Consider the following 25,427-nt stretch of genomic DNA (forward strand, 5'->3'; position numbering starts at 1 on the left):
CCTACAACGCGCTCTCAGGCCGCACCTTCAACACCGCTTCCTCGGCCGCGCAATCGCGGCTGGAATGCAGCCCGGCCTTGCGTGCCGCGGCGATCTCCTTGCGCGCAGCCAGCAGATCTTTATTGAACGCGGCATTGTCATGCAGCCGTGCGACCGCCGCCGCGCCCATGAAGCGCCCTTCCAGAATGTCGCTCTGCCAGTGCACGTTGCACACCAGGCGGCTCTCGCCGTAGTTGCGGCCACGCAGCTGGATTGCATCGGCGCGCTCGGGGGCGATCTCCGACAGGATCAAGGCCCACGCCCAGCCGATGGACGTATGGCCGGACGGGTACGAGCCATTGCCGCGCAGCCCTTCTTCATCGTCGGGCGTGCAGGTGGGTTCGCCGTTGACCATGAACGGGCGCGCGCGCTGGTAGTGCTTCTTGGCGGTGCGCGTAGCCGAGCTGGCATCGATCCGGCTGCGCTCCAGCAGGCGGTACAGCGCGGGCGTCTTTACCGCGTCCACGTCCATGTCGATGGCGCAGGAGAACTGGTTGGCACCGGCCGGGAAGCCGAGCTCGGCATCGATATGGGCCTGCGCGAAGCGGGGGCTGCCACGCAGCGCGCGGGCTTCACGGCTGACCTGTTCGTCCAGCGCGAAGCCTGCCGAACCGGCCGTCGGCGGCGCCGGCACCAGCGCCAGGCTGGCTGGCACCGCGTCGGCCTGCAGGTAACCCACCGCCTTGGTCGTGACCGATGCCTCCACGGCCGTGGTGCGCGGTGCGCCGGTGGTCGTACAGCCGGCCAGGGCCACCAGCACGGCAACGGTCAGCAGGGGGCGCAGGACGGGGGCGGCAGACGACGACATCGGCAGGACTCGCAAAGGGGGAGCCGGCATGATCGCAGCTTCACCCGGCCGCGACAGTGGCCGTTGGTCATGCGGCCAGATCCGGCACGCCCGGCAGTCGGATGACGGAAACCCGCTACTGGTTCACGGAATTGGGCCGCCGCGCGACATAGCTTCGGCGCAGGCGCCATCACTCGTCATATCTCTATGGATAGATGCACTGCATGGCAACGCGGTAGCGCCGGTCATCAGGGGGATCACCTGCAAGGGAGCAAACGGATGCGAAGCAACGCGGGATGGACGGGCGGTGGACTCGCCCTGGGATTGATGCTGGCGTGCGGCACCACGCACGCGGCCGATGTGGTGGGCGTGGCGTTCGTGCACGGCACCGGCAAGCAGACCGACGCACGTACGGACTACTGGCAGCCGGGCATCATCGACACCGTGCGCCAGGGGCTGCCCAACAGCAGCAACTACACGGTCATCAACTGCGATTTCGAGCAGTACATGTGGAAGCCCGAGGCGGCTGGTTGCCTCGCCGGGCAGCTGACCACCTTCATCAACACCAAGGGCATCACCAAGCTGGTGGTGATCACCCACTCCAACGGCGGCAACGTGGTGCGCTGGATCCTGTCCAACCCCACCTACGACAGCCGCTACCCGAAGATCATCCAGACCATCGGCAAGGTCACCGCACTGGCACCGTCGTCGGCCGGTACGCCGCTGGCCGATGCCGCGCTGAACGGCAATACCTTCGAGACCTCGGTGGGCTGGCTGCTGGGCTACAAGAGCGACGCCGTGCGCCAGCAGCAGGTGGGCCACATGGCCACCTACAACGCGCAGAACCTGTATGGCACCGCCGGACGCCCGGCGCTGCCGAAGCCGTTCCGCGCGGTGGTCGGCTCGGATGTGGAGTCGGCGGTGTGGGACAGCAACAGCTACTGCGGCGGGTATGCGCAGAACGTGGGGCTGGAGTTCACCCAGAACTGGTTGAACAGCTGTTCGGACGGGTTCCTGGAGTGCAGCAGCCAGAAGGCTGCCGGCACGCTGTGGTTCACCGACAAGGCGCGCACCCAGGGCGCCGAGCCGCTGAGCCACAACCAGAGCCGCCGCGAGTGCTTCGGCCTGGGCACGATCCTGCGCAACGACCTGACCCTGTGAGGAGCACGCCATGACTTCAAGACTGACGATTGCCGCCGCTGTTGCCGCGGCGCTGGTGGCCCTCCCGCTGCACGCCGCGCAGCCGCTGCTGGCCCGCAGCAGCGACCCGCTGGCGCCGCGCGTGGAAAGCGCGCCCCTGCAGGCCGACGGCATCGAGCGGGCCCCGGTGAGTTTTGCCTGGGCATTGGACCCCGCCGCGACGTTGACCGCGCCTGCGCCTTTCGTGGCCACCAGCCGCAGCTACTGGGAAATGGTGGACGCGGCCACCCTGCAACGCGGCCTGGACCTGCCGCTGACCGCACCGGATGCGGTGATCCAGGTCAGCCCGGCGCCGGGTGCCCGCGCGCTGGCACCGCAGCAGTGGCAGGTGCGCGACCCGGCCGGCACGCTGGCGGTGGACAAGGTGGTGGATGACCAGCAGCTGCGTGCGGCCGGCATGGCGGTGGGGCAGGGCAGCGCCATGGTGCGAACCGGGCGCAGTGCCGCGGTGGGTACCTATCGCCTGCAGAGCGCCCAGGCGCAGGGCCGCTACGTGGTGCAGGTGCTGGAACCCAACAGCACGGTGGCGCTGAAGCTGCAGGCCAGCCGCCAGCAGGTGCTGGCCGGTGGCAGCGTGGAGCTGAGCGCGCGGTTGGTGGATGACCGCGGCACGGCCACGCTGGCCGGCGCCACGGCGGCCGCGCGCACCCTGCCGGCCGGTGGAGAGGCGTTGCTGGTGGCCCCGGATGGCCGCAGCTGGCCGGTGCCGCTGGTGGCCGGCAAGGACGGCCTGCGCGCACGCGTGACGATCCCGCAGGACATCGGCCCGGTGCAGGGGCTGTGGGAACTGCAGGCCTTCGTCAGCGCCAACGGGGTACAGCGTGATGGCAAGGTGGCCTTCGCGGTGGCCCAGCCCACCGCGCGCTTCACCGGCCAAGCTGACGTGGACCTCGCCCGCCGCACGGTGACGTTGCCGCTGCAGATTGGTGCGCCCGGTCGCTACGAGGCGCGCGGCACGCTGTACGCCACCGGCCCGGACGGCCAGCTGCGGCCGGTGGCGCAGGCGCACAGCGCGGCGTGGTTCGACCGCGCCGGCCCGGGCGCCATCGCGCTGCCCTTCGCCAGCGTGGCGTTGCCGCGCGGGTATACAGCCCCGTTCGAGCTGCGCGACCTGCAGCTGCAGGACCAGGGACGGATGGCACCGATCGAGTCACGCGCGGTGGCGTTGAAGTTCTAGGCAAGGCGGGCGACGGAGGCGATACCCTCCGTCGCCCGGCGGTAGAGCCACCCCATGGGTGGCTGCCTTTCATCGGGCACCCGTGCACCGCCAGCCACGCATGGCGTGGCTCTACCATTGGGGGCGCGGACACGGTACCCGTCACGCGCCAAGGTAGCGCCACCCCATGGGTGGCTGCGCGACCTATCCGGCGAACGCGCTCAGCCGGCCCTCGTGCTCCACCACCTGGATCGGGCCGCCGAACACTTCCGACAGCGGCGCGTCGCGCAGCAGGTTGTCGCGCGGCCCATCGGCGATGATCCGGCCACCGCGCAGCAGCACCACCCGCGCGATCTCAGGAATGACCTCCTCGATGTGGTGGGTCACCAGCACCAGGGTGATGCCTTCGGCGGCCAGCCGGCGCATGGTGGCGATCAGGTGCTGGCGGGCGATCAGGTCCAGCCCGGTGGACGGCTCGTCCAGCAGCAGCGCCTGCGGCCGGTTGACCAGCGCCCGGGCGATCAGCACGCGCCGGGTTTCACCGGCCGACAGCTCGGCATACCCCCGCGGCAGCAGCGCCAGCGCACCGGTCAGAGCCAGGGTTTCACGCACGCGCTGGCGCATGTCCTCGGTGACCTCGCGGAAGGCCGGCACCACGAAGCTGGCGAAGAAGCCCGACAGCACCGCTTCCTCCACGGTCAGCCCGGGCATGTCGGCCAGGTTGCTGCTCAGATCGCCGGTGACGATGCCCAGCTGCGAGCGCAGCCGGTCCACCTGCCAGCGGTTCTGGCCCAGCACCCGCACCGCCACGCTGCCATCGGCATGCGCCAGCGGGTACAGCTCGCGGGTGATCAGCTTGATGAAGGACGACTTGCCGCAGCCGTTGGGGCCCAGCAGCGCGGTGTGCTGGCCCTGGGCGATGCGCAGGCTGAGGTCGTGCAGAACCCGGACCTGGCCGCGGATCACGCAGGCACGGTCCAGCTCGATCAGGGGGACGTTGGCGGCCAGGGGCGCCGAAGAGGCTGCGACTGTCATGAATGCGGGGGCATGCTCACGAAGGAGGAAAACAACTGAATGACTGCGCAAAAATCGCACCAGACGGATGAAGTTTGCAACTGCAGGCCCCATCATGTCCGAAGGTGTACCTGTTCCCTTGCTGGCCGTTCGCGGCCCGGAGTCCTGCGATGCTCGATACGCTCCTCAACTTCCTGACCGGCGGTGTCGTCGGCCTCGGCTGGTGGGGCATGGCACTGGTGCTGCTGGTGTTCACCCAGCTCACCATCTTCGCCGTCACCCTGTACCTGCATCGCAGCCAGGCGCACCGTGGCGTGGATTTCCACCCGGTCATCGCGCATTTCTTCCGCTTCTGGACCTGGCTCACCACCTCCATGATCACCAAGGAGTGGGTGGCCATCCATCGCAAGCACCACGCCAAGGTGGAAACCGACGAAGACCCGCACAGCCCGGTCACCAAGGGCATCGGCATGGTGTTCTGGCGTGGCGTGGAGCTCTACCGCGAAGCCCGCGCGATGCGCGCGGACATCGAGCAGTACGGCCGCGGCGCACCGGACGACTGGATCGAACGCAAGCTCTACACCCCGCACGCCAACCTCGGCCCGGTCGCGCTGCTGGCCATCAACAGCCTGCTGTTCGGCCTGCCGGGCGTTGCCCTGTGGGCGATCCAGATGGCGTGGATCCCGTTCTGGGCCGCCGGCGTGGTCAATGGCCTGGGCCACTGGTGGGGCTACCGCAACTTTGAATCGGCCGACACCTCCACCAACCTGACCCCCTGGGCGTTCTGGATCGGCGGTGAAGAGCTGCACAACAACCACCACGCCTTCCCCAGCTCGGCCCGCTTCTCGATGCGCCGCTGGGAGTTCGACATCGGCTGGGCCGCCATCCGCGGCCTGCAGGCACTGCGCCTGGCCAAGGTGCTGCGCGTGGCTCCGTCCATGGACGTACGCCCGAACATCGCCGTGCCGGATGCCGAAACCCTGAAGGCGCTGCTGTCGCACCGCTTCCAGGCCATGACCGACTACCAGCGCAATGTGTTCGTGCCGGCCCTGCGCGAAGAGGCGGCGATGGCCGGCGCCAAGCTGCGCAAGCTGCTGCCGCGCCGCATGCGCCGCGGGCTGGTCAACGACGGCCGCTGGCTCAAGCCGGACTGCCGCGCCCAGCTCAGCACCTGGGTCGAGCAGCGCCCGCGCATCCGCGTGCTGGTCGAACACCGCGCGCGCCTGGCGGCCCTGCTGGAAGCGCGTGGCAACGATGCCGCCGAGCGCCTGAAGCTGCTGCAGGCGTGGTGCCACGAGGCCGAGGCCAGCGGCATCGCCGCGCTGCAGGCCTACGCCGCCCGCCTGAAGGGCTACGCGCTGACGGCGCACTGACCGGTGCGCCCTGGCGTGATGAACCGTGGAAAACGCCGCCTCGTGCGGCGTTTTTCCTGCGTGGCCCTGCTGATGGCCGCCGGCATGGCGCAGGCGCAGGTGGCAGACACCGGCAGCTACCTGAAGCGCATGGATGCCGACGGCGATGGCCGGGTCAGCGTCGAGGAATACGTGCAGTGGATGATGTATGCCTTCGAGCGCATGGACCGCAACGGCGACGGCGTGCTCAGCGCCGATGAACTGCCCGGCGGCAAGGGCGCCCCGATCACCAAGGAACAACAGCGGCAGACCCTGATGCAGCGCTTCCACAAGCAGGACGCCAACGGCGACGGGTACCTGAGTGCGAAGGAACTGGCCGCGCCGCCGCGGTGAGCGTGGTCTGGCCACCAGGTGAAGCGTTGGGCGATCATGCTCGGCATGGACGATCTGATCGACGAATGGTGTGAATTCTGCGCGGGACGCAGCGAACAGGAAACGTGGTACTTCTCGGGCCTGCTGCAGGGCGTTACCGAGGCGGCGGTCCTGACGCAGGTGTTCGCATCCTTTCCTCACGCCGATGCCCTGGAGGCGCGCGCCTTGGACGTGCTCCAGGCCGGTCGCTGGGGCAATCATCTCTACCTCCAGCCCGCCCACGAAGGCAATGCACAGGCCCGAGCCACCGCCGCGCGTGCGTGGCTGGACGAACTGGCGCGCGTTGCCGGCGCGAATGGCGAACCGGCGTTGCAGGCAACGCTGCTCAGCGTCCCGGTTGTCAGCACATCGTCCGACCGACTGGAAGCGGCTCGGTCCACGTCCGAACCGTCGGCCTACCTGCACGATGTGATCTGCGAGGTAGTGAGGAATGCGCGCAGGCTGGACACCGCGCAGGTCGCCGCACTGGACGAGGCGCTGTACCACGTCGCTTCGGATCTGTACCTGGGCTGGTACATCTCGCAGCCGCTGGCACCTGACGCCATCGATTTCGCGCCCTATCTGGCGCTCTGGCGTTTGGGGGGATGTAGCGCGCTGGTCGAGGATGCATTCCTGGTCCAGGAGTGAACGGAGCGCATGCGACTCGTTGAGTAGAATTTCCCCATGCCTGAACTGCCCGAAGTAGAAACCACCCGCCGCGGCCTGGCCCCGCACCTGGAAGGCCGCCGCGTGCATGGCGTGATCCTGCGCCGGCCGGACCTGCGCTGGCCCATTCCCGATGAGATCGGCGCGCTGCTGCCCGGGCAGGCGATCGAGGGCGTGCGCCGCCGCGCCAAGTACCTGCTGCTGGATACCGCCATTGGCAGCGCCCTGCTGCACCTGGGCATGTCCGGCAGCCTGCGCGTGCTGCCCGGCGATACCCCCGTGCGCGCGCACGACCACGTCGACATCAGCCTGGACAACGGGCGCCTGCTGCGCTTCAACGACCCGCGCCGGTTCGGCAGCCTGCTGTGGCAGCCGGCCGGGGAAACCCATGCACTGCTGGCGGGGCTGGGCCCGGAGCCGCTGGAGGAGGCCTTCAACGGCGATTACCTGTTCCAGCGCAGCCGGGGGCGCAAGGCACCGGTGAAGACCTTCCTGATGGACCAGGGCATCGTGGTCGGGGTGGGCAACATCTACGCCGCCGAAAGCCTGTTCATGGCCGGCATCAACCCGCTGCGCGAGGCCGGGAAGATCTCGCGCGGGCGCTACCAGCGCCTGGCCGATGCCGTGAAGCAGATCCTGGCCTACGCCATCACCCGCGGCGGCACCACCCTGCGCGATTTCATCAACCCGGACGGGGCGCCGGGCTATTTCGAGCAGGAACTGCTGGTCTACGGCCGTGAAGGCGAGCCCTGTCGCAACTGCGGCCGGCTGCTGCGGCACGCCACCATCGGCCAGCGCGCCAGCGTCTGGTGCGGCTACTGCCAGCGCTGAACCCTCGCACGCCCGTCGCCTTGGCGGCGGTATAGTCCGCCCAACGTCACCGGCGGGGGTGTGCGATGGACGAAGCACCGGATATCACCGTATGGCTGGATTCAGCCCGCGCGGGCGACCGCGCCGCCCTGGACCGGGTGCTGACCCTGCTCTACCAGGAGCTGCACAGCATGGCCCGGCGCCAGTTGGCCGGCCAGCAGGGGCGCACGCTGGATGCCACCTCGCTGGTCCACGAGTCCTACCTGAAGCTGCTCGGCGCACGCGGTGCGGCCCGTTTCGAAGACCGCGCGCACTTTTTCGCCTATGCCGCCTCGGCCATGCGCAGCGTGGTGGTGGATTACGCGCGCAACCGGCTGGCGCGCAAACGCGGGGGAGACCTCAAACGGGTGGACCTGCCCGAGAACAGCAGCAGCGGCGTGCGCCTGGATGAAGACCTGCTGGCGCTGGACGTGGCCCTGGCCCGGCTGCAGGCCGTGGACGGCCACCTGGCCAAGGTGGTGGAGCTGCGCTATTTCGCCGGGCTGTCCGAACAGGAGATCGCCGATCTGTGCCAGCGCTCGGAGCGCAGCATCCGCCGCGACTGGCAGAAGGCGCGCATGTTCCTGCTGGCCTCGGTGCGCGACGACTGAACGCGGCGGGCAATGACGGTCCCGCGTGGCGGCGCGGGCGGTGGTACATCGTTCGGGGAGCAGATCGATGGAAGCGTCGCGCTGGCGGCAGGTGTCTTCGCTGCTGGACCAACTGCTGGAACTTGCCGACGGGCCGCGTGCGCAGCGGCTGGCGCAGCTGCGCCTGGCCGATCCGACGCTGGCCGACGACCTGGAACGCCTGCTGGAACACGAGCGCGACAGCCACGAGTTCATGGCCCAGCCGTTGTGGACCGCCGCCCCGCAGGACAGCCGCGCCGGCACCCTGATCGGGCCCTACCGGTTGTTGCGCGCGCTGGGCGAGGGCGGCATGGGCGAGGTCTGGCTGGCCGAACGCGCCGATGGCCTGTACCAGCGCCAGGTGGCCCTCAAGCTGCTGCGCAGTGGCTATGCCGACCCCGGCCTGCGCCAGCGCTTCAGCCGCGAGCGCGAGATCCTGGCGCGGCTGCAGCACCCCAACCTGGCCGAACTGCTTGATGCCGGCGTCGATCTGCAGGGCCAGCCTTACCTGGCGCTGGCGTATGTGGAAGGTGAGCCGATCACCGACTACTGCCAGCAGTTGCAGCTGCCGCTGGAACGCCGCCTGCAGCTGATGCTGCAGGTGTGCGCGGTGGTCACCCACGCGCACGCCAACCTGATCGTGCACCGCGACCTGAAGCCCTCCAACATCCTGGTCACCGCCCACGGTGAAGTGAAGCTGCTCGACTTCGGCATCGCCAAGCTGCTTGACGACCCGGAGGCGCGCGACAACGCGCAGCATCCGGCCACCGAGGCGCGCGCGTTCACCCTCCACTATGCCGCCCCCGAACAGGTGCGCGGCGAACCGGTCACCACGCTCACCGATGTGTACTCGCTGGGCGTGGTGCTGTTTGAAGTGATCACCGGGCGCAAGCCCTACCGGTTGCGCCGGCACAGCGATGCCGAATGGGAGCGCTCGATCCTGGAGGTGACCGCACCGCGCGCCTCGGCGGTGGTGCTGCGCGGCAGCGCCGGGAGCTCGCCCACGCTGGCCGATCGGCGGCTGGCCCGGCGCCTGCGCGGTGATCTGGACACCATCCTGCTCAAGGCCCTGCAGAAGGAACCGGCACAGCGCTATGCCTCGGCCGAAGCGCTGGCGCAGGACCTGCGCCGCTTCCTGGAGGGCCGGCCCATCCATGCGCGGCCGCAGCGCACCCTGTACCGCCTGCGCAAGTACATCGGCCGGCACCGCTGGGGCGTGGCGGTGGGCTCGCTGGGGGCCGTGGCGCTGGCTGGCCTGGCGGTGGTGGCGCTGTGGCAGATGCAGCAGGCACGGCGCGAAATCGCCCGCGCCCAGGCCATGCAGGAATTCACCGTGGGCCTGTTCGACCGCGCCGCCGGCGTGCGCCATGGCAGCTTCGACGTGCGCCAGCTGCTGGCCACCGGGCAGCAGCGCGGCGAAGCCGAGCTGGCCGACCAGCCGTTGTCGCTGGCCGATCTGCAGGGCGTGATCGGACGCCTGCGGATCGGCATGGGCGACTATCAACTTGCGCTGCAGACGCTGGACCGCCAGCGCGCACTGCTGGAGCAGGCGGGCGAGGTGCCACCCCCGTTGCAGCTGGAAGCGGTGACCCAGCGCGGACGCGCGCTGCGCATGCTGGGCCGCTCGCGCGAGTGCGTGGCGCACATGACCCCGATGCAGTCGCTGGCCGCGCAACAGCGCAGCGCGCTGCCCGGCCTGGTGGCCGAGTACCACGCCCAGCTGGGCCGCTGCCAGCAGCTGTTGGGCTACCGCGATGAGGCGCGCGCGGCCTTCGCGCTGTCGCTGGCCGTGCGCCGCGACGTCCTGCACGACACCGCCGGCACCGCCGAGAGCCTGTCCGACCTGGCCGCGCTGGACAGTGACGACGGCCGCCCGCAGGCGGCCCTGGCCGGCTACCAGCAGGCGCTGCAGCTGCTGCAGCTGCGGCCCGGCGAGCGCCAACCGCAGCTGATCGTCCTGCGCCGCCACCTGGGCGAAACCCTCGCCGCGCAGGGTGACCTGGCGGCCGCCGAGCAGACCCTGCACATCGCCTGGTCCGATGCGGTCAGCCTGTATGGGCCGGACCACCCGGAGACTTTGTCGATCCGGCGCCTGCGTGGCGTGCTGGCCCTGCAGCGCGGTGACCTGCGCCAGGCGGACGCGACCCTGCAGCAGGTCCATCGCCTGACCCGGCTGGCGCTGGGCGAGCAGCACCGCGACACCGGCCTGAGCTGGCACGCGCTGGGCCTGCTGGCGCTGGAGCGCGGTGACAGCAATGAGGCCGTGGTCGATTTCGAGCATGCCGTGGCGATCTGGCGGCAACCGGACTGCGTGCGGTTGCTGCCGCAGGGCCTGTACGACTACGGCAGTGCCCTGGCCCAGGCCGGGCGCTGGCAGGCCGGGTTGGCCGCCCTGCATGAAGGCCGCCAATGGCAGGCCGCGCAACGCGGCGACCACGATCCGTCGGTGCAGCAGGCCGACCTGCGGATGGCCGAGATCACCAGTGCCTACGGCGACCCGCGCCAGGCCGGCGACCAGCTGGCGCAGTTGATGCTGCGCCACCGGCAGGGCGGTGCCGAGGCCATGGCCGGGCAACAGGCCCTGCAGCTGGCCTGGGGCCGCAACCTGGCCCGCATGGGGCAGGACGTGGAGGCCGAGCGCGTGCTGTTGGCGGTGGCCGACAGCCGCGCGCCGGACCCGGCCAGCACCGCCGTGCGCTGGCAGGCGCGCACCCGCCTGGCCGCGCTGCACTGCGCGCAGGCGCCGCTGCGTAGCCGCGAGGCGCTGCTGCGGCTGCAGGGCGAGGCCCGGGTGCAGTGGCCGCAGGGCGGGGCCGCGCTGCGCGACATCGACCAGGCGCTGCAGGCCTGCGCCACCGCCACGCTGGCTACCACCCGCTGAGCGGCGGGCTGGCTGAACGCCACGCGCGCGCCACCTCGGCGATTTAACGTTCGCCTGCCTATGATGGCCGGCCCTTTCCTGCCAGTGCTGCCTGCATGCAACGTCGCGACTTCATCCGCAATGCCTCCCTGGCCTTGGCCGCGATCGGCTTCCCGGCGCTGCCGGCCTGCGCCGCGCAGGGCAGCCAGGTGGGCCTGCGCCGGCTCGGCCAGCCGCAGCCGTTCGATTTCGCCACCCTCAAGGGCCAGGCGCGCGCGCTGTCGCAGGCCGCCTACCAGACCCACAAGCGCACGTTGCCCGGGCCGCTGGAAGCGTTGGACTGGGACCAGTACCAGTCCATCAGCTACCGCCAGGACCATGCGCTGTGGGCCGACAAGCCCGGCAAGTACCAGGCCAAGTTCTTCCACCTGGGCCTCTACTTCCATTCCCCGGTGCGCATGTTCGACGTGGTCGACGGCACCGCGCAGGAGCTGGCCTACGACCCGGCCGCGTTCGATTACGGCAAGAGCGGGCTGAAGGGCAGCCACCTGCCGGCCGACCTGGGGTTTGCCGGCTTCCGGCTCAACACCCGCCAGGACACCAACCGTGATTTCGCCGCGTTCCTGGGCGCCAGCTATTTCCGCGCCGTGGGCAAGGAGGGCCAGTACGGCCAGTCGGCGCGTGGCCTGGCCATCGACACCGGCATGGGCAAGCCCGAGGAATTCCCGGACTTCATCGCCTATTACCTGGAACAGCCGGCGGCCGACTCCAACACCCTGGTTGTCTATGCGCTGCTGGACTCGCCCAGCGTGGCCGGCGCGTACCGGTTTGCGATCACCAACGGCGACACCCTGCTGATGGACATCGACTGCGCCCTGTACCCGCGCAAGGCCATCGAGCGGTTGGGCATCGCCCCGTGCACCAGCATGTACCAGGTGGGCGAAAACGACCGCCGCATGGCCTGGGACTGGCGCCCGGAAATCCACGATACCGACGGCCTGTCGATGTGGACCGGCAGCGGCGAGTGGATCTGGCGCCCGCTGTGCAACCCGCACAACCTGCGCTTCAACATGTTCGTGGACAACAACCCGCGCGGCTTCGGCCTGCTGCAGCGCGACCGCAACTTCGACCACTACCAGGACGACGGGGTGTTCTACGAGAAGCGCCCCTGCCTGTGGGTGGAACCGAAGGGCCAGTGGGGCAAGGGCTCGGTGCAGCTGGTCGAGATCCCCACGGTGGATGAAACCTTCGACAACATCGTGGCGTTCTGGAACCCGGAGGCCAAGCCGCAGCCGGGCCAGGAGCTGTTGCTGGGCTACCGCCTGTACTGGGGCGCGCAGCCGCCGGCCCGCACGCCGCTGGCGCATTGCGTGGACAGCCGCACCGGGTTGGGCGGGGTGATCGGCAAGAAGCGGGCGTACTTCTCGTGGCGCTTCGCGGTGGATTTCGAAGGCGGCGAGCTGGCCGCGCTGATCGACAAGGGCGAGGTGGAAGCGGTGGTCCAGGCCAGCCGAGGCCGCGTGGAGATCGTGTCGGCGCGCCCGCTGCGCGAGATCAAGGGTTACCGCGCCATGTTCGACCTGGTCCCGCCGGACGATTCCACCGACCAGATCGACATCCGCCTGTACCTGCGCAGCGGCGGCAAGACCCTGACCGAAACCTGGCTGTACCAGTACAGCCCGCCGCCGAAGGGCGCGCCGGAGCGCACGCTGTACTGAGGGGCAGGCGAACCGTTCCAGACGTAGCGCCGGGCTCTGCCCGGCTGCTGCTCACATCGGCAACTGCGCCTGGGCCGGTTCGATCTTGCCCTCGCCCCGCGTGATCTTCTTGAACTCGGCCCGGCTCACCGACACGTAGCGCTCGTTGCCGCCAATCTCCACCTGCGGGCCGTCCTGCACCGCATGGCCGTGCTCGTCCACCCGCACGGTCATGGTGGCCTTCTTGCCGCTGTGGCAGATCGTCTTGATCTCCTGCATCTCGTCGGCCCAGGCCAGCAGGTACTGGCTGCCTTCGAACAGCTCGCCGCGGAAATCGGTGCGCAGCCCGTAGCACAGCACCGGAATGCGCAGCTGGTCGACCACCTCGCTGAGCTGCCAGACCTGGCTGCGGCTCAGGAACTGCGCCTCGTCGACCAGCACGCAGCCGAGCTTCCCGTGGGCGTCCAGGTCCTGCGCAATCAGTCGCTGCAGGTCGGTGTCGCGGTCGAAGGCCACGCCGTCGGCCTTCAGCCCGATCCGTGAAGCCACCACGCCCCGCCCGGCGCGGTCGTCCAGGCGCGGGGTCAGGATGGCCACGCGCATGCCCCGTTCCCGGTAGTTGTGCGCCGACTGCAGCAGCGTGGTGGTCTTGCCGGCGTTCATCGCCGAATAATAGAAATAGAGCTTGGCCATCGGCCAATTCTAGACGCCCGGCCGGCTCCCGTGGCTGCCCGGCGGGGCCGGCGGACGCAATCGTCCGCCGCGGCCGGGCCCTCCGACCCGGCCGGGCGGCCCGGTACAATGCTCCTCCCCCGGAGATGGCATGCACGGTCTCAATCCCCCCCAAAGCGCTGCAGTGCTGCACTGCGAAGGTCCTCTACTGGTGCTCGCCGGCGCCGGCAGCGGCAAGACGCGCGTGATCGTGGAAAAGATCGCCCAGCTGATCGCGACCAAGCGCTACCCCGCGCGGCGCATCGCGGCGATCACCTTCACCAACAAGTCGGCCAAGGAAATGCGCGAGCGCGTGGCCAAGCGCCTGCACGGCGGGGATGCCGAGGACGTCACCATCTGCACCTTCCACGCGCTGGGGCTGAAGTTCCTGCAGATCGAGCACGCCGCGGTGGGGCTCAAGCGCGGCTTCTCGATCTTCGATGCGGACGACGCCACCTCGCAGGTCAAGGACCTGATGTACGGCGCCAAACCCGACGACATCGAGGACGTGAAGAACCTGATCTCGCGCGCCAAGAACGCCGGCCTGTCGCCCGAACAGGCCATGGCGGCGGCGCGCAGCACCCGCGAGAAGGAAGCGGCCAGTGTCTATGAGCGCTACCAGCTGCGCCTGACCGCGTTCAACGCGGTCGACTTCGACGACCTGATCCGGCTGCCGGTGCAGGTGCTGGAAGAGAACCCGGAGATCGCCGTGGCCTGGCGCGAGCGCATCGGCTACCTGCTGGTCGACGAATGCCAGGACACCAACGATGCGCAGTACCGGCTGCTCAAGCAGCTGGCCGGCAGCAAGGGCAACTTCACCTGCGTGGGCGACGATGACCAGTCGATCTACGCCTGGCGTGGCGCCAACCCGGAAAACCTGCAGCAGATGGCGCGCGACTACCCGGCGCTGGAAATCATCAAGCTGGAGCAGAACTACCGCTGCTCCAACCGCGTGCTGCGCGCGGCCAACGCGCTCATCGCCAACAACCCGCACGAGCATCTGAAGAAGCTGTGGAGCGACCAGGCCGACGGCGAGCGCATCCGCGTGTGGGAGTGCCGCAACAGCGAGCACGAAGCGGAGAAAGTAGCCGCCGAGATCTCCTTCCTGGCGACGTCGAAGAAGATTCCGTGGAGCGATTTCTGCATCCTGTTCCGCGGCAATTTCCAGTCGCGGCCGCTGGAAAAAGCGCTGCAGCTGGTGCGCGCGCCGTACCACATCACCGGCGGTACCGCGTTCCTGGAACGCCAGGAAGTCAAGGACACGCTGTCCTGGCTGCGCCTGCTGGTGAACCCCGACGACGATACGGCGTTCATGCGTGCGGTGCAGTCGCCCAAGCGCGAAGTGGGTGCCGGCACCCTGGCCAAACTGGCTGAACTTGCCTCGGAGAAAGAGCTGCCGATGGCGCACGCGGCCGAAGCCATTGGCGCGTTGTCGCAGCTGCCACCGCGCGCGGCCAACGGCCTGAGCCGCTTCACCGACATCCTGCGCGACCTGCGCGCGGAGATGCCCAAGCTCAGTTCCGGCGACCTGGTGCGCAAGCTGGTGAAGGAATCCGGGCTGGTCTCCGAACTGCGCAGCGCGTGCAAGGAAGAGTCGGTCTACCAGCGCCGGCTGGGCAACCTGGAAGAGCTGGCGCAGTGGTTCGAAGGCGGCCCGCGCGGCGCCACCACCGCCGACCTGGCCGCGCAGCTGGCGCTGTTGTCGCGCAACGACAAGGACGACGGCGGCAACCAGGTGCGGATGATGACCATGCACGCCTCCAAGGGCCTGGAATTCCCGTACGTGTTCATCATCGGCTGCGAGGATGGCGTGCTGCCGCACCAGGTCAGCCTGGACGAAGGCAACCTGCAGGAAGAACGGCGCCTGCTGTACGTGGGCATCACCCGCGCCAAGGTGCAGCTGTGGATGAGCTACAGCAAGCTCACCCGCAAGTTCGGCGAGCACGTGCGGCTCAAGCCCAGCCGGTTCTTCGACGAGATTCCGGCCGAGGAAATGCAGCGCGACGGCGCCGATCCCGTCGCCGACGCCGCGCGCAAGAAAGAGCGCGCCAGCGCCGGGTTGGCGGCGATCCAGGCGTTGTTTGACTGAGCCTTACTGAAAAAACCTGCCACGATAATGTGAAATGACCGGCCCTGACGGTTTCAGCCTTGATTCGTCAGCACATCTGGATTAACTTGCGCGCCCTCAATCTGCTGCTGCGTAATACATCCTGTTGAATAAACTGCCTGCTGTATTCAAAATCACATTCCTGGGGATTGGCCTGGTGATACTAGCCATCGCCGCATTCACCTATGCCGATACGCGGCGCTTCATGGCCTCGGCAATTGCGGTGCAAGGGACGGTGGTTGGTGCGCAGGCTGTTCGCGTACAGCGCGAGAAATCCCAGCGTTCCGACGTGAAGTACATTCACTACATACGCTTCGTCACAGCCGAAGGCCAGCGGTTGGTTTTCAGATCCGAGCCGCGCACGACGCGCCTGGATGCTGGTAAGACGGTTGATATTCTGTATCAACCCGACGACCCAACCAATGCCCTGTCGAGAGAATTCACTTCGCCGTGGGCTATCACCGGGTGGCTGGTATTCATGGGTGGCGTGTTCGCGTCGTTAGGAGGCACGATTTTCTTTCTGGAAGCACGAACCAGTCGCAGGAAAGATCATCTCAAGCGTCACGGCGTCACGGTGAAGGCTGCGTTCAAATCTCTAGATATCAATCGAGGACTGACAGTTAACGGAGAGCATCCGTTCAACATCATCTGCGCCTGGCGCGATCCCGCCACGTCAAAGCTGCATGCGTTCCGTAGCGGAAGCATATGGGGTGATCCATCTCCGTATCTCCGTGGAGGCGAGCTGGATGTTCACATTGCACCGGGTAATGCACGGAAGTACCACGTCGACCTTTCATTTCTGCCAGGGCATTGATCGACCGCATATCATTCGCCGTGCCGTGTGCACATCCCCTGTTTCAGCGCCGGCGCGTAACGCCCGTCGCTCCTCTGCGTAGTTCCAAGCCATGCCCCCTGTTGTGAAATGCGTCATCCTTCCGTTCTTCGCCCTTCCCTTCCTGCTCGGCGGGGCCGTCGTGAGTCTGTTGGCGGCGTCGGCACTTGTGGATGCTCTTGATTTCGCCCGGAAGTCCACGACTGCACCCGGGACGGTTATTGCGATTCAGCAGAGCCAGAAGCTCATTGAGCTGGAGGGATTTCCCGCGCGCGAAGCCACGATGCACCGTCCTGTCATTCGCTTCCAGGGCGTCGACGGCGCGCCGATCGAATTCGCTTCATCGTTTGCAAGTGGCTCACCCCGGTACGAGGTGGGTGACACGGTGGACGTGCGCTATGTGCCCGGTGACTCCACCCGTGCGGAAGTCAGCAGCTTCTTCCGGCAATGGGGCCCCCCCATGACGCTGGCGGCGATTGGCGTGTTTCTTTGCCTGTTCTCCGGCTTTGTCTATTGGCTCTGTTCGCGCCTGTGGTCCAGATGGTTTGGGCAACGCCGCCAGATTGAGCGATAGAGCCGACCAACGGTCGGCTCTACCGTGTTCGGGGCGCGCATTGCACAATCGGCGTATCGCCTTCCACCGGTACCCGCATGTCCGCCGTGATCCAGACCGAACGCCTGCACCTGCGCCTGATCGATCCCGATCACGATGCGGCCGACATGCTGGCCCTGCTCAACGAGCCGGGCTTCATCCGCAATATCGCCGACCGCGGCGTGCGCACCCTGGCGCAGGCGCGCGACTACACCGCCGAGCGCGTGCTGGGCAGTTACACCCTCAATGGTTTCGGCATGTACGCGATCATCCGCCGCAGCGACGGCGCGTGGCTGGGCAATGCCGGACTGGTGCGCCGCGACGGCTTGCCCGCGCCCGACATCGGCTACGCACTGCTGGCCCAGTACGAGGGCAACGGGTACGCCTTCGAAGCCGCGCGCGGGGTGATGCACTACGCCCGCGACGTGCTGGGCCATACCGATCTGTACGGCATCGTGTCGCCGGACAACCTGCGTTCGGCTGCGCTGCTGCGCAAGCTGGGCATGGAAGACCGCGGCGACCTGCTGCTGCCGCCACCGCACGGCGGGGATGTAGTGCTGCTGTTCGCCACCCCGGGCGCCCCGGCCCCCTGACGCCGACAACCGGGCACGCAACACAGGGTAGAGCCGACCGTTGGTCGGCTGCCCCTCACCCCCCAACTGCGCGCGCAACTCCGCCAACTGCGCCTGCAACTCCGCCACCGTGGCCTCCAGCTGCTGCACGCGCGCTTCCAGCGCCGGGCTGCCACCGCCACCGCTCGACGAAGACCCCTTGTAGCTCTCCGCCAACGCCTGCACGTCCACCGGGCCACCCAGCAGGTGCATGTACCGGTCCTCGCGCTGACCGCTGGCGCGCGGCAGCTGCACCGCCATACCGCGCTGGATCATGCGTTCGATGTGGTGGCGCACTTCCTCGGCGTCCTGGAACTGGAACAGGCGCTCGCTGCGGGTGAGCAGCTCGTTCACCGTCTGCGGGCCGCGCAGCAGCAACAGGCCCACGATGGCCAGCTGTTGCCGGGTCAGATCCAACGCACTGCCGGCGCGGTGCTCGTAGCGCTCGGCCCGCGAGGAGAACTGCTGGCGCGCCAGGCCCAGGCTTTCCAGCTGGCGCAGCGCGTGGTGCACATCACCGGCCGACAGCGCCATCACCGGCTCGCGCGCGGTCTTCTGGTTGGCGGCCACCTGGGCGGCATTGACCGTCAGCGGGTAGGCGTCCGGGGTGGTCGCCTCCTTCTCGATCAGGCAGCCCAGGGCGCGGGCCTGGGCCGCGCTCAGCACGGGCAGGGCGGGGGTCTGGGTGTCGTCGGTCATGGCGCGCTCCGGGGTGTTTCAGGGGCGTGCAGCATAGCCGAGCCCCGCCGATGGCATGAACCGGGCCGGACAAGCCGGTAAACTGGCGCGACTTTGTTGCTGGTGACCCCGATGCGTCGTACTGCTGCTGTTTCCCTGTCCGTGCTTGCCTGCGCCGTGATGGCGTTGAGTGCCTGCAAGCGCACCGAAGCCCCGGCCGATGCCGCCCCGCCGGCCGCCGCTGCGGCCCCCGCCGGCGCGCCCGCTGCCAGCGCCGATGCCGCCGTGTCGGCCAACGACAACCTCAACGCGGTGCTGTGGATGCAGCGCGCGCAGGAATACCGGGCCATCACCGAGCAGACCTACCGCGCCGCCGCCGACCACCTGGACAAGGCGCTGAAGGAACCCAACTGGGACGCGCTGGTGTCCGAAGAGCGCGGCAACGCCGCCAAGGGCCTGAAGCCGGCCGTGGTGCTGGACGTGGATGAAACCGTGCTGGACAACTCGCCCTACCAGGCGCGCCTGGTGCGCGACGGCAAGGAATACGACGAGATGACCTGGGACCAGTGGGTGGCCGAAAAGAAGGCCAAGGCGATCCCCGGCGTGGTCGATTTCGCCAAGGCCGCCAATGCCAAGGGCGTGACCCTGCTGTACATCTCCAACCGCGCCGTGCACCTCAAGGAGGCCACCCTGGCCAACCTGCGCGCCGAAGGCCTGCCGGTGGCCGACGACAGCGTGTTCCTGGGCCTGGGCACCGTGGTGGAAGGCTGCGAGCAGGCCGGAAGCGAGAAGAACTGCCGCCGCCGCCTGGCCGGCCAGAAGTACCGCGTGCTGATGCAGTTCGGCGACCAGCTGGGCGACTTCGTGGAAGTCACCGCCAACACCAACGACGGTCGCGACGCACTGCTGCAGCAGTACCACGACTGGTTCGGCGAGCGCTGGTGGATGCTGCCCAACCCGACCTACGGCGGCTTCGAGCCGGCGCAGTTCAACAACGACTACAGCCAGTCGCGCCAGGCCCGCCACCACGCCAAGCGCGCCGCGCTGGACTACGCGCCGTGAGCCGCGCCCCGCTGCCGCTGCGCGATGACGAGCGCCTGATCTTCGCGCTCGATGTGCCGGGCCGCGACGAAGCGCTGGCGTGGGTGGACCGGCTGGGCGACAGCGTGTCGTTCTACAAGATCGGCATGGAACTGCTCGCCTCCGGCGAGTACTTCCAGGTGCTCGAGACGCTGGCCGCGCGCAACAAGCGCGTGTTCGTCGACCTGAAGTTCTTCGATATCCCGGCCACCGCCGCGGCGGTGATCAAGCGCCTGTCGCAGTGGCCGGTGAGCTACGCCACCATCCATGGCTGGCACCCGGCCATGATGGCGGCCTGTGCGGCCGCCAACGGCAGCGACATGCGCCTGCTCGCGGTCACCGTGCTGACCTCGATGGGCCATGAGGACCTGCGCGGCATGGGCATCGACCGCGAACCGGTGGACGTGGTGGTCGAGCGTGCACTGGCCGCCCAGGCAGCCGGCATCGACGGCGTCATCGCCTCCGGGCAGGAAGCCGGGCCGATCCGCGCCGCCACCGGTGCCGGTTTCTCCATCGTGTGCCCGGGCATCCGCCCCGGCGGCCCGGTGGGCGACGACCAGAAGCGCACCGTGGGCGTGGCCCAGGCGTTCGCCGACGGCGCCGATGCCATCGTGGTGGGCCGCCCGATCCGCCTGGCCAGCGACCCGCGTGCCGCCGCCGAGGCCATCCAGCTGGAAATCGCCACCGCCTGGCGCGCCCGCCAGGCCTGAGCCCGCGTGCCCGCCCGACCCGTCGCCGCGACGTTGTGCGGCGGGTGGGCGACCACCCGCCGGGCACGCCGCACGTGCGATGGCGGCATGACCCCCGAACAACGCCGACGGCCTTCCCGGACGCCGCGCCCACGCATCAGGAAACGCCGCACTCCCGGTGAACTGGGATTACGCACCCGTTCCGCTGCCCCTCCCTGCGATGGAATCGATCCTGCCGGTGCATTCCTGCCCGGCCTGTTTCCATCAACGCAATGGAGGTGCCGCATGCATGTCTTCCCCCGACTGGCCCTGGCCGCCGGTTTCCTTGCCCTGTCCCTTGCCGCACACGCAGCACCCGCGCTGCCCGGTGGCGAGCCCGTGCGCCCGCTGATCATCGGCGGCGAAGACGCACTGCCTGGGCAATATCCGTTCATGGTCAGCCTGCAGCGGCTGGATTTCGGCGACTCCGACCACACCCGGCACTGGTGCGGCGGCACGCTGATTTCCCCGTCCTGGGTCCTCACCGCCGCCCACTGCGTCGAGGGTGCCCAGCCCGCCGGGTATGCGGTGCTCGGCGGCGCCACGACGCTGGACGCCACGGCCCGCGAACGGCCGTCCAACATCCGCGCCATCCACGTGCATCCCGCGTTCGACAGCAACACCCTGGTCAATGACGTGGCGCTGATCCAGCTGCGCGAACCCCTGGCCGGCGTCACCCCGGCGCAGATGCTGGAGGGCAGTGATGCCGGTTACCTGCGGGCCGGGCGCCGGTTCGATGTGATCGGTTGGGGCGACACCGGGCTGGAGGGCGACGCTGCCTCGCCCACCGTGCTGCAGACCGTCAAAACGCCGTTCGTGTCGTTCCGCACCTGTCGGCAGGCCTATCCCGGGCTGCAGGCGGGTGCGGTCATCTGCGCCGGGGAAGAAGGTATCGACAGCTGCCAGGGCGACTCGGGCGGGCCGTTGCTGGTGCAGCGGCGCGGCGCCTGGACGGTGCTGGGCGTGGTCAGCTGGGGGCAGGGCTGCGCCCAGGCCGGCTACCCGGGCGTGTACGCGCGGCTGGGCGATGGCTACATCAAGGACTTCATCGCCGCGACCTGGCTGGGGGACTGACACCGGCGGGAAACACGCGGCGCGGTACTGTGGGCCGATGTACCGTGGCAGTGGGAGGGCGACGCAGCGGCGTCGCCCTCCCGCGTGTTCCGGCACGAAGAGCGCCTGATCGCCACGGATTGCCACTGATCGAACCCCGTTCGGTTCCATTTCAGGGGGGCTGGGCCGGGTTGGCCGGTGGGTGGCTTGCCGCGTCAGGGGCGCAGGCCGCAAGATGCGATCCGGTCCGGGGAGTCCGAATTCATGTCCATGTCGTCCAAGTCGTGGCAGTACCGGGGGCAGGCAATGGCCCTGGTCCTGTGTGGGGCGCTGTTGGTGGGGGCCTGCAAGCGGGACCGGATCGATCCGGATGCGCCGGCCGCCGAACCGGTGGCCGCACTGCAACAGCTGGCCCGGCACGTGGCCGACAACGACCTGCTCGGCTACGCCCGCGCGTCGGTACCGCCGGCCCACTACACGCGCCTGCAGGCCGCCTGGGCGCAGGGGCACAGCCGTTGGCCGCTCACCGAGCTGCCGCTGGATGGCCAGCTGTTGCCGATGCTGGCCTCGCTGTCGCGACCGGACGCACCGCAGCGCCTGCAGCGCTCGTTCGATACCCAGATTGCCGGCCAGGCCACCGGCGTGCGCCAGGCGGCGCACTCGATGGGCCTGTTCGGCGTGCAGTACCTGCGCAACCAGAGCGACTACACCGATGCCCAGCGCGCCCATTACAGCCAGGTGGTGGACGCCCTGAGCAAATGGGCGGCGGCCGCGCCATTGACCGACAAGCAGCGCGCCCGCACCACCATCACCCTGCTCACCGCCACCGCGCGCACCGCCGGGTTGTCCACCGATGCGCAGCTGCAGGCGGCTGGCATGGAGGAGTCGCTGCGCCGCCTGGCGCCGTTCTTCAAGGCGTTCAAGACCGCGCTGGCCAGCTACGGCCTGGCGCTGGATGAGGCCTTGATCGGCCTGCGCGGCGAGCTGGTGTCCGAACTGGGCAACGACGCGGTAGTGCGGGTGCAGTACCCGCTGGCAGGCGAGCAGATCGAGGCGCAGGTGCGCATGACCCGCCGTGATGGCCATTGGTACGTGGCCCGCACGCTGGAACAGGCTGACGCGCTGCTGCAGGCCGCCGACGCCGCGCAGGCCGCGCAAGCTGAACATGACGCCGCCGAGGCGGCCAAAGCAGAGGCCGCCGCGCAGGTCAAGGACGGTGCTTCTGCACCGGCTAAGCCATAATGAAGCCGATGCCGAACCAGAATCCCCTGCCTTTCCCCGGCGAAGAGCCGCCCAAGACCCCGGACGCTTCGTCCGCGTCGCCCGACAGCGTGGCCGCCACCGGCGCCCCGGCCGATCCCGGCCAGGCGACGGCTGCCCCCACTGCAGAGGTCGACCCGGCCGGCGTCGCGCCCGCCGCGATCGTGCCCGGCACCCGCGCCCCGGTTGGCCGCCGCCCCTGGTGGGCGCGCCTGCTGGGCCGCCTGGTCGAGCCGTGGCTGTCGCTGAAGATCGAACCCGAACACCCCGGCCAGTACAACGACGGCCGCCCGGTGGTCTACGTGCTGGAAGACTACGGGTTGTCCAACGCGCTGATCCTGGACAAGGCCTGCCGCGAGGCCGGCCTGCCGTCGCCGCTGGTGCCCATCGCCGGCGACCCCACCGGGCGCAAGCGCGCCTACGTGGCGCTGTCGCGGCGGAGCAGCAGCAACTCGCTGATTCCCGAGCAGCGTGGCGCCAAGACCCATTCCGATTCGCTGGCCAAGGTGCTGCAGGCCCATCGCGCGCGCGATGAGCTGGACGTGCACCTGGTGCCGGTGTCGATCTTCGTCGGCCGCGCCCCGGACAAGCAGAGTGGCTGGTTCGCGGTGCTGTTCTCGGAAAACTGGGCGCTGGTGGGCCGCTTCCGCCGCCTGCTGGCCGTGCTGCTCAACGGCCGCAGCACCATCGTGCGGTTCGCCCCGCCGATCTCGCTGCGCAGCACGATCGACGAGGGGCTGGACCCCGAGCGCACCGTGCGCAAGCTGCAGCGTGTGCTGCGTACCCATTTCCGCCGCATCCGCGAGTCGGTGATCGGGCCGGACCTGTCCACCCGCCGCCTGCTGGTGGACAAGGTGCTGGACGCCGATACCGTGCGCGAGGCGATCGCCTCGCAGGCCAAGCGCGACAACTCCAAGCCGGCCGATGCCTGGAAGAAGGCGCATGCCTACGCCTGGGAAATCGCCGCCGACTATTCCAGCCCGGTGGTGCGTTCGGCCAGCTTCATGCTCAGCCATGTCTGGAACCGTATCTACGCCGGCGTGCTGGTCCATCACCTGGACAAGTTCAAGGCGGCCGCGCCCGGGCACGAAGTGGTCTACGTGCCCAGCCACCGCAGCCACATGGACTACCTGCTGCTGTCCTACCTGCTGTACGACCGGGGTATCGTGCCGCCGCACATCGTGGCCGGCATCAACCTGAATCTGCCGGTGGTCGGCACGCTGCTGCGCAAGGGCGGTGCATTCTTCATCCGCCGCTCGATCCGCGGCAATGCGCTGTACTCGGCGGTGCTCAGCGAGTACGTGGCCCAGCTGGTGGCCGGTGGCTATTCGATCGAGTACTTCGTCGAAGGCGGTCGCTCGCGTACCGGGCGCCTGCTGCAGCCCAAGGGCGGCATGATCTCGATGACGCTGCGCGCGTTCCTGCGCCAGCCGCGCAAGCCGGTGCTGTTCCAGCCGGTCTACATCGGCTATGAAAAGCTGATGGAAGGCGGCAGCTACCTGGACGAACTGTCCGGCCGGCCGAAGGAAAAGGAATCGATCTGGTCGCTGCTGTGGTCCATTCCCAAGGTGCTCAAGCAGAACTACGGGCAGGTGGTGGTCAACTTCGGCGAGCCGATCGCGCTCAACGACGTGCTCGCCCAGCAGGCGCCCGACTGGAACGGCCAGCCGGTCAGCGAAGACGAGAAACCGTCGTGGCTGTCGGGCACCGTCGACCACCTGGCCGAACGCATCCAGGTGCACATCAACGGCGCCGCCGACGTCAATCCGATCAACCTGCTGGCGCTGGCGCTGCTGTCCACGCCCAAGCACGCGATGGGCGAAGCCGACCTGATCGCGCAGATCGAGCTGTGCAAGACCCTGCTGGTTGAAATGCCGTACTCGGACCGGGTCACGGTGACCCCGCATTCGCCGGACCGCATCATCGCCCACGCCGAGGAAATCAACGTCCTCACCCGCATCAAGCATCCGCTGGGCGACGTGCTCAGCGTCAGTGGCGACACCGCGGTGCTGCTCAGCTACTTCCGCAACAACGTCATCCACCTGTTCACCGCGTCGTCGTGGGTGGCGTGCTGCTTCCAGAACAACCGCCGCATGAGCCGCACCGGCCTGGTCCAGCTGGGCCGCACGGTGTATCCGTTCCTGCAGGCCGAGCTGTTCCTGCCGTGGACCGAGGAAGAGTTTGCCCAGCGCATCGAGCAGACCATCAACGTGTTCGTGCGCGAAGGGCTGCTGCAGAACGTCAACGACGACGACGGTGGCATCCTGGCGCGCAATACCGGGCAGACCGATGAAGTGTTCCGCCTGCGTGCCATCGGCCATTCGCTGCAGCAGGCATTCGAGCGCTATTACATCGCCATCTCGGTGCTGGTGAAGAACGGCCCCGGCACGCTGGGTGCTGCCGAGCTGGAAAGCCTGTGCCAGCAGGCCGCCCAGCGCCTGAGCCTGCTCTATGCCCCGGCCGCGCCGGAGTTCTTCGATCGCACGCTGTTCCGCGGCTTCATCCAGAAGCTGCGCGAACTGCGCCTGGTGTGGCCGGACGAGAACAGCAAGCTGCTGTTCGACGACCGCCTGGACGCGTGGGCCAAGGACGCCAAGTTCATCCTCGGCCGCGAGCTGCGCCACACCATCGAACGGGTGAGCCCGGAAGCGGCCAAGCCGGAAGAACCGGTCAGCACGGATTGACGGAAGCGGATGCGCCGAGGCGCATCCATCCGACCGCACCATCGGCGGGCATCGCGACGGACCGCAGCCGACCAACGGTCGGCTCTACCCCCGGAACATGGGCGGTGATCGGGACCAACCGCAGCCGACCAACGGTCGGCTCTACGCGGGTTCGTCTGGAATCAGCATGTCCGCCAGCTTGGCGATGCAGTCCTTCAACTGCAGCTTGCGCCGCTTCAGGCGCTTGGCTTCCAGTTCGTCTTCGCCGTTGGCGGCCATGCGCTGGATCTGCTCGTCCAGCACGCGGTGTTCCTGCCGGAGTTCGGCAAGACGGACGCTGATCTGCTCGGGTGTGAGGGTATCCACAGCTGTCGAGCATACACATCTGCGATGACGCCCGGGAGTGAACGCAGTCACGTCGGGGTCCCTGTGAGGGTGCCCCCCAGCCGGTA

22 protein-coding genes and 1 pseudogene are annotated in these 25,427 nt (G+C 68.7%); 18 read left to right on the forward strand and 5 right to left on the reverse strand.

Annotated elements, in window-relative coordinates:
- Nucleotide 1: 1 nt before the first annotated feature.
- A complete protein-coding gene (locus ACZ0AE_RS00045; protein ID WP_447591157.1) occupies nucleotides 2–847 on the reverse strand; it encodes an acid phosphatase in 846 nt (281 codons plus the stop codon).
- Nucleotides 848–1,105: 258 nt separating this feature from the next.
- Here ACZ0AE_RS00045 and ACZ0AE_RS00050 point away from each other — a divergent pair, with 258 nt between their 5' ends.
- Entirely contained in the window at nucleotides 1,106–1,987 is an 882-nt protein-coding gene (locus tag ACZ0AE_RS00050; RefSeq protein WP_369970012.1) for a lipase family protein, read from the forward strand.
- Nucleotides 1,988–1,997: 10 nt separating this feature from the next.
- Nucleotides 1,998–3,203 (forward strand): DUF4785 domain-containing protein, encoded by a 1,206-nt coding sequence (locus ACZ0AE_RS00055; RefSeq protein WP_463600083.1) that lies wholly within the window; start codon nucleotides 1,998–2,000, stop codon nucleotides 3,201–3,203.
- A gap of 183 nt (nucleotides 3,204–3,386) precedes the next feature.
- On the opposite strand, the gene ACZ0AE_RS00060 is transcribed toward ACZ0AE_RS00055, so the two are convergent.
- Nucleotides 3,387–4,217 carry an ABC transporter ATP-binding protein gene (locus ACZ0AE_RS00060; RefSeq protein WP_447591161.1) on the reverse strand — a complete coding sequence of 277 codons (831 nt, stop codon included), beginning with the start codon at nucleotides 4,215–4,217 and terminating at the stop codon, nucleotides 3,387–3,389.
- Nucleotides 4,218–4,366: 149 nt separating this feature from the next.
- On the opposite strand from ACZ0AE_RS00060, the gene ACZ0AE_RS00065 reads away from it, so the two are divergent.
- The 7 genes from ACZ0AE_RS00065 (at nucleotide 4,367) to ACZ0AE_RS00095 (ending at nucleotide 12,681) form a co-directional block, all read left to right on the forward strand.
- On the forward strand, nucleotides 4,367–5,569 hold the full coding sequence (locus tag ACZ0AE_RS00065; RefSeq protein WP_038691435.1) for a DesA family fatty acid desaturase: 1,203 nt from the start codon (nucleotides 4,367–4,369) through the stop codon (nucleotides 5,567–5,569).
- A 72-nt stretch (nucleotides 5,570–5,641) separates the two neighbouring features.
- Complete coding sequence (locus ACZ0AE_RS00070) at nucleotides 5,642–5,941, forward strand: EF-hand domain-containing protein (protein WP_463602035.1); 300 nt, start codon at nucleotides 5,642–5,644, stop codon at nucleotides 5,939–5,941.
- A gap of 45 nt (nucleotides 5,942–5,986) precedes the next feature.
- Nucleotides 5,987–6,607, forward strand: a complete 621-nt coding sequence (locus ACZ0AE_RS00075; protein WP_463600084.1) for a hypothetical protein — start codon at nucleotides 5,987–5,989, stop codon at nucleotides 6,605–6,607.
- 36 nt (nucleotides 6,608–6,643) lie between these two features.
- Complete coding sequence (gene mutM, locus ACZ0AE_RS00080; RefSeq protein ID WP_463600085.1) at nucleotides 6,644–7,456, forward strand: bifunctional DNA-formamidopyrimidine glycosylase/DNA-(apurinic or apyrimidinic site) lyase; 813 nt, start codon at nucleotides 6,644–6,646, stop codon at nucleotides 7,454–7,456.
- A 65-nt stretch (nucleotides 7,457–7,521) separates the two neighbouring features.
- On the forward strand, nucleotides 7,522–8,085 hold the full coding sequence (locus ACZ0AE_RS00085; protein WP_038691429.1) for an ECF-type sigma factor: 564 nt from the start codon (nucleotides 7,522–7,524) through the stop codon (nucleotides 8,083–8,085).
- Nucleotides 8,086–8,152: 67 nt separating this feature from the next.
- Entirely contained in the window at nucleotides 8,153–10,984 is a 2,832-nt protein-coding gene (locus ACZ0AE_RS00090; protein ID WP_463600086.1) for a protein kinase domain-containing protein, read from the forward strand.
- 95 nt (nucleotides 10,985–11,079) lie between these two features.
- The gene (locus ACZ0AE_RS00095) at nucleotides 11,080–12,681 is read left to right on the forward strand and encodes an OpgD/OpgG family glucan biosynthesis protein (RefSeq protein ID WP_038691425.1); all 1,602 of its coding nucleotides are present in this window, start codon (nucleotides 11,080–11,082) and stop codon (nucleotides 12,679–12,681) included.
- A 51-nt stretch (nucleotides 12,682–12,732) separates the two neighbouring features.
- Here ACZ0AE_RS00095 and ACZ0AE_RS00100 read toward each other — a convergent pair whose 3' ends face one another.
- Nucleotides 12,733–13,353 (reverse strand): thymidine kinase, encoded by a 621-nt coding sequence (locus tag ACZ0AE_RS00100; RefSeq protein ID WP_038691423.1) that lies wholly within the window; start codon nucleotides 13,351–13,353, stop codon nucleotides 12,733–12,735.
- Nucleotides 13,354–13,483: 130 nt separating this feature from the next.
- On the opposite strand from ACZ0AE_RS00100, the gene ACZ0AE_RS00105 reads away from it, so the two are divergent.
- From ACZ0AE_RS00105 to ACZ0AE_RS00120, 4 genes are all read left to right on the forward strand, one after another.
- Complete coding sequence (locus ACZ0AE_RS00105; RefSeq protein ID WP_038691421.1) at nucleotides 13,484–15,460, forward strand: UvrD-helicase domain-containing protein; 1,977 nt, start codon at nucleotides 13,484–13,486, stop codon at nucleotides 15,458–15,460.
- A 124-nt stretch (nucleotides 15,461–15,584) separates the two neighbouring features.
- Nucleotides 15,585–16,292, forward strand: coding sequence for a DUF3592 domain-containing protein (locus ACZ0AE_RS00110; protein WP_463600087.1), 708 nt, complete (start codon nucleotides 15,585–15,587; stop codon nucleotides 16,290–16,292).
- 91 nt (nucleotides 16,293–16,383) lie between these two features.
- Nucleotides 16,384–16,884, forward strand: coding sequence for a DUF3592 domain-containing protein (locus ACZ0AE_RS00115; RefSeq protein WP_463600088.1), 501 nt, complete (start codon nucleotides 16,384–16,386; stop codon nucleotides 16,882–16,884).
- A gap of 77 nt (nucleotides 16,885–16,961) precedes the next feature.
- Complete coding sequence (locus tag ACZ0AE_RS00120; RefSeq protein WP_038691419.1) at nucleotides 16,962–17,495, forward strand: GNAT family N-acetyltransferase; 534 nt, start codon at nucleotides 16,962–16,964, stop codon at nucleotides 17,493–17,495.
- Nucleotides 17,496–17,555: 60 nt separating this feature from the next.
- On the opposite strand, the pseudogene ACZ0AE_RS00125 reads toward ACZ0AE_RS00120, so the two are convergent.
- Nucleotides 17,556–18,212, reverse strand: a pseudogene (locus ACZ0AE_RS00125) (YceH family protein); the annotation flags it as partial.
- 111 nt (nucleotides 18,213–18,323) lie between these two features.
- Here ACZ0AE_RS00125 and ACZ0AE_RS00130 point away from each other — a divergent pair.
- The 5 genes from ACZ0AE_RS00130 (at nucleotide 18,324) to plsB (ending at nucleotide 24,996) form a co-directional block, all read left to right on the forward strand.
- A complete protein-coding gene (locus ACZ0AE_RS00130; RefSeq protein WP_463600089.1) occupies nucleotides 18,324–19,253 on the forward strand; it encodes a 5'-nucleotidase, lipoprotein e(P4) family in 930 nt (309 codons plus the stop codon).
- Nucleotides 19,250–19,981: an orotidine-5'-phosphate decarboxylase gene (pyrF, locus tag ACZ0AE_RS00135; RefSeq protein ID WP_463600090.1), complete on the forward strand. Its 732-nt coding sequence runs from the start codon at nucleotides 19,250–19,252 to the stop codon at nucleotides 19,979–19,981. Before ACZ0AE_RS00130 ends, pyrF begins: the two co-directional genes overlap by 4 nt.
- 264 nt (nucleotides 19,982–20,245) lie before the next feature.
- On the forward strand, nucleotides 20,246–21,073 hold the full coding sequence (locus ACZ0AE_RS00140) for a S1 family peptidase (RefSeq protein WP_448132662.1): 828 nt from the start codon (nucleotides 20,246–20,248) through the stop codon (nucleotides 21,071–21,073).
- Between the two features lie 243 nt (nucleotides 21,074–21,316).
- Nucleotides 21,317–22,294 carry a hypothetical protein gene (locus ACZ0AE_RS00145; RefSeq protein WP_038691411.1) on the forward strand — a complete coding sequence of 326 codons (978 nt, stop codon included), beginning with the start codon at nucleotides 21,317–21,319 and terminating at the stop codon, nucleotides 22,292–22,294.
- Nucleotides 22,294–24,996, forward strand: a complete 2,703-nt coding sequence (gene plsB, locus ACZ0AE_RS00150; protein ID WP_463600091.1) for a glycerol-3-phosphate 1-O-acyltransferase PlsB — start codon at nucleotides 22,294–22,296, stop codon at nucleotides 24,994–24,996. Before ACZ0AE_RS00145 ends, plsB begins: the two co-directional genes overlap by 1 nt.
- A 141-nt stretch (nucleotides 24,997–25,137) precedes the next feature.
- Here the strand turns inward: plsB and ACZ0AE_RS00155 are convergent, their stop codons facing one another.
- Entirely contained in the window at nucleotides 25,138–25,341 is a 204-nt protein-coding gene (locus ACZ0AE_RS00155; protein ID WP_038691406.1) for a YdcH family protein, read from the reverse strand.
- Nucleotides 25,342–25,427: the final 86 nt, after the last annotated feature.

It is taken from the genome of Stenotrophomonas sp. AC248, assembly GCF_979258185.1.

Coding starts and splice junctions, on each gene's coding strand:
- ACZ0AE_RS00130 (WP_463600089.1), top strand. CDS start 18,324: ATGCGTCGTACTGCTGCTGTTTCCCTGTCCGTGCTTGCCTGCGCCGTG.
- ACZ0AE_RS00100 (WP_038691423.1), bottom strand. CDS start 13,353: ATGGCCAAGCTCTATTTCTATTATTCGGCGATGAACGCCGGCAAGACC.
- ACZ0AE_RS00140 (WP_448132662.1), top strand. CDS start 20,246: ATGCATGTCTTCCCCCGACTGGCCCTGGCCGCCGGTTTCCTTGCCCTG.
- ACZ0AE_RS00145 (WP_038691411.1), top strand. CDS start 21,317: ATGTCCATGTCGTCCAAGTCGTGGCAGTACCGGGGGCAGGCAATGGCC.
- ACZ0AE_RS00065 (WP_038691435.1), top strand. CDS start 4,367: ATGCTCGATACGCTCCTCAACTTCCTGACCGGCGGTGTCGTCGGCCTC.
- plsB (WP_463600091.1), top strand. CDS start 22,294: ATGAAGCCGATGCCGAACCAGAATCCCCTGCCTTTCCCCGGCGAAGAG.
- ACZ0AE_RS00050 (WP_369970012.1), top strand. CDS start 1,106: ATGCGAAGCAACGCGGGATGGACGGGCGGTGGACTCGCCCTGGGATTG.
- ACZ0AE_RS00120 (WP_038691419.1), top strand. CDS start 16,962: ATGTCCGCCGTGATCCAGACCGAACGCCTGCACCTGCGCCTGATCGAT.
- ACZ0AE_RS00070 (WP_463602035.1), top strand. CDS start 5,642: ATGGCCGCCGGCATGGCGCAGGCGCAGGTGGCAGACACCGGCAGCTAC.
- ACZ0AE_RS00045 (WP_447591157.1), bottom strand. CDS start 847: ATGTCGTCGTCTGCCGCCCCCGTCCTGCGCCCCCTGCTGACCGTTGCC.
- ACZ0AE_RS00105 (WP_038691421.1), top strand. CDS start 13,484: ATGCACGGTCTCAATCCCCCCCAAAGCGCTGCAGTGCTGCACTGCGAA.
- ACZ0AE_RS00095 (WP_038691425.1), top strand. CDS start 11,080: ATGCAACGTCGCGACTTCATCCGCAATGCCTCCCTGGCCTTGGCCGCG.
- mutM (WP_463600085.1), top strand. CDS start 6,644: ATGCCTGAACTGCCCGAAGTAGAAACCACCCGCCGCGGCCTGGCCCCG.
- ACZ0AE_RS00115 (WP_463600088.1), top strand. CDS start 16,384: ATGCCCCCTGTTGTGAAATGCGTCATCCTTCCGTTCTTCGCCCTTCCC.
- ACZ0AE_RS00055 (WP_463600083.1), top strand. CDS start 1,998: ATGACTTCAAGACTGACGATTGCCGCCGCTGTTGCCGCGGCGCTGGTG.
- ACZ0AE_RS00060 (WP_447591161.1), bottom strand. CDS start 4,217: ATGACAGTCGCAGCCTCTTCGGCGCCCCTGGCCGCCAACGTCCCCCTG.
- ACZ0AE_RS00075 (WP_463600084.1), top strand. CDS start 5,987: ATGGACGATCTGATCGACGAATGGTGTGAATTCTGCGCGGGACGCAGC.
- ACZ0AE_RS00090 (WP_463600086.1), top strand. CDS start 8,153: ATGGAAGCGTCGCGCTGGCGGCAGGTGTCTTCGCTGCTGGACCAACTG.
- ACZ0AE_RS00085 (WP_038691429.1), top strand. CDS start 7,522: ATGGACGAAGCACCGGATATCACCGTATGGCTGGATTCAGCCCGCGCG.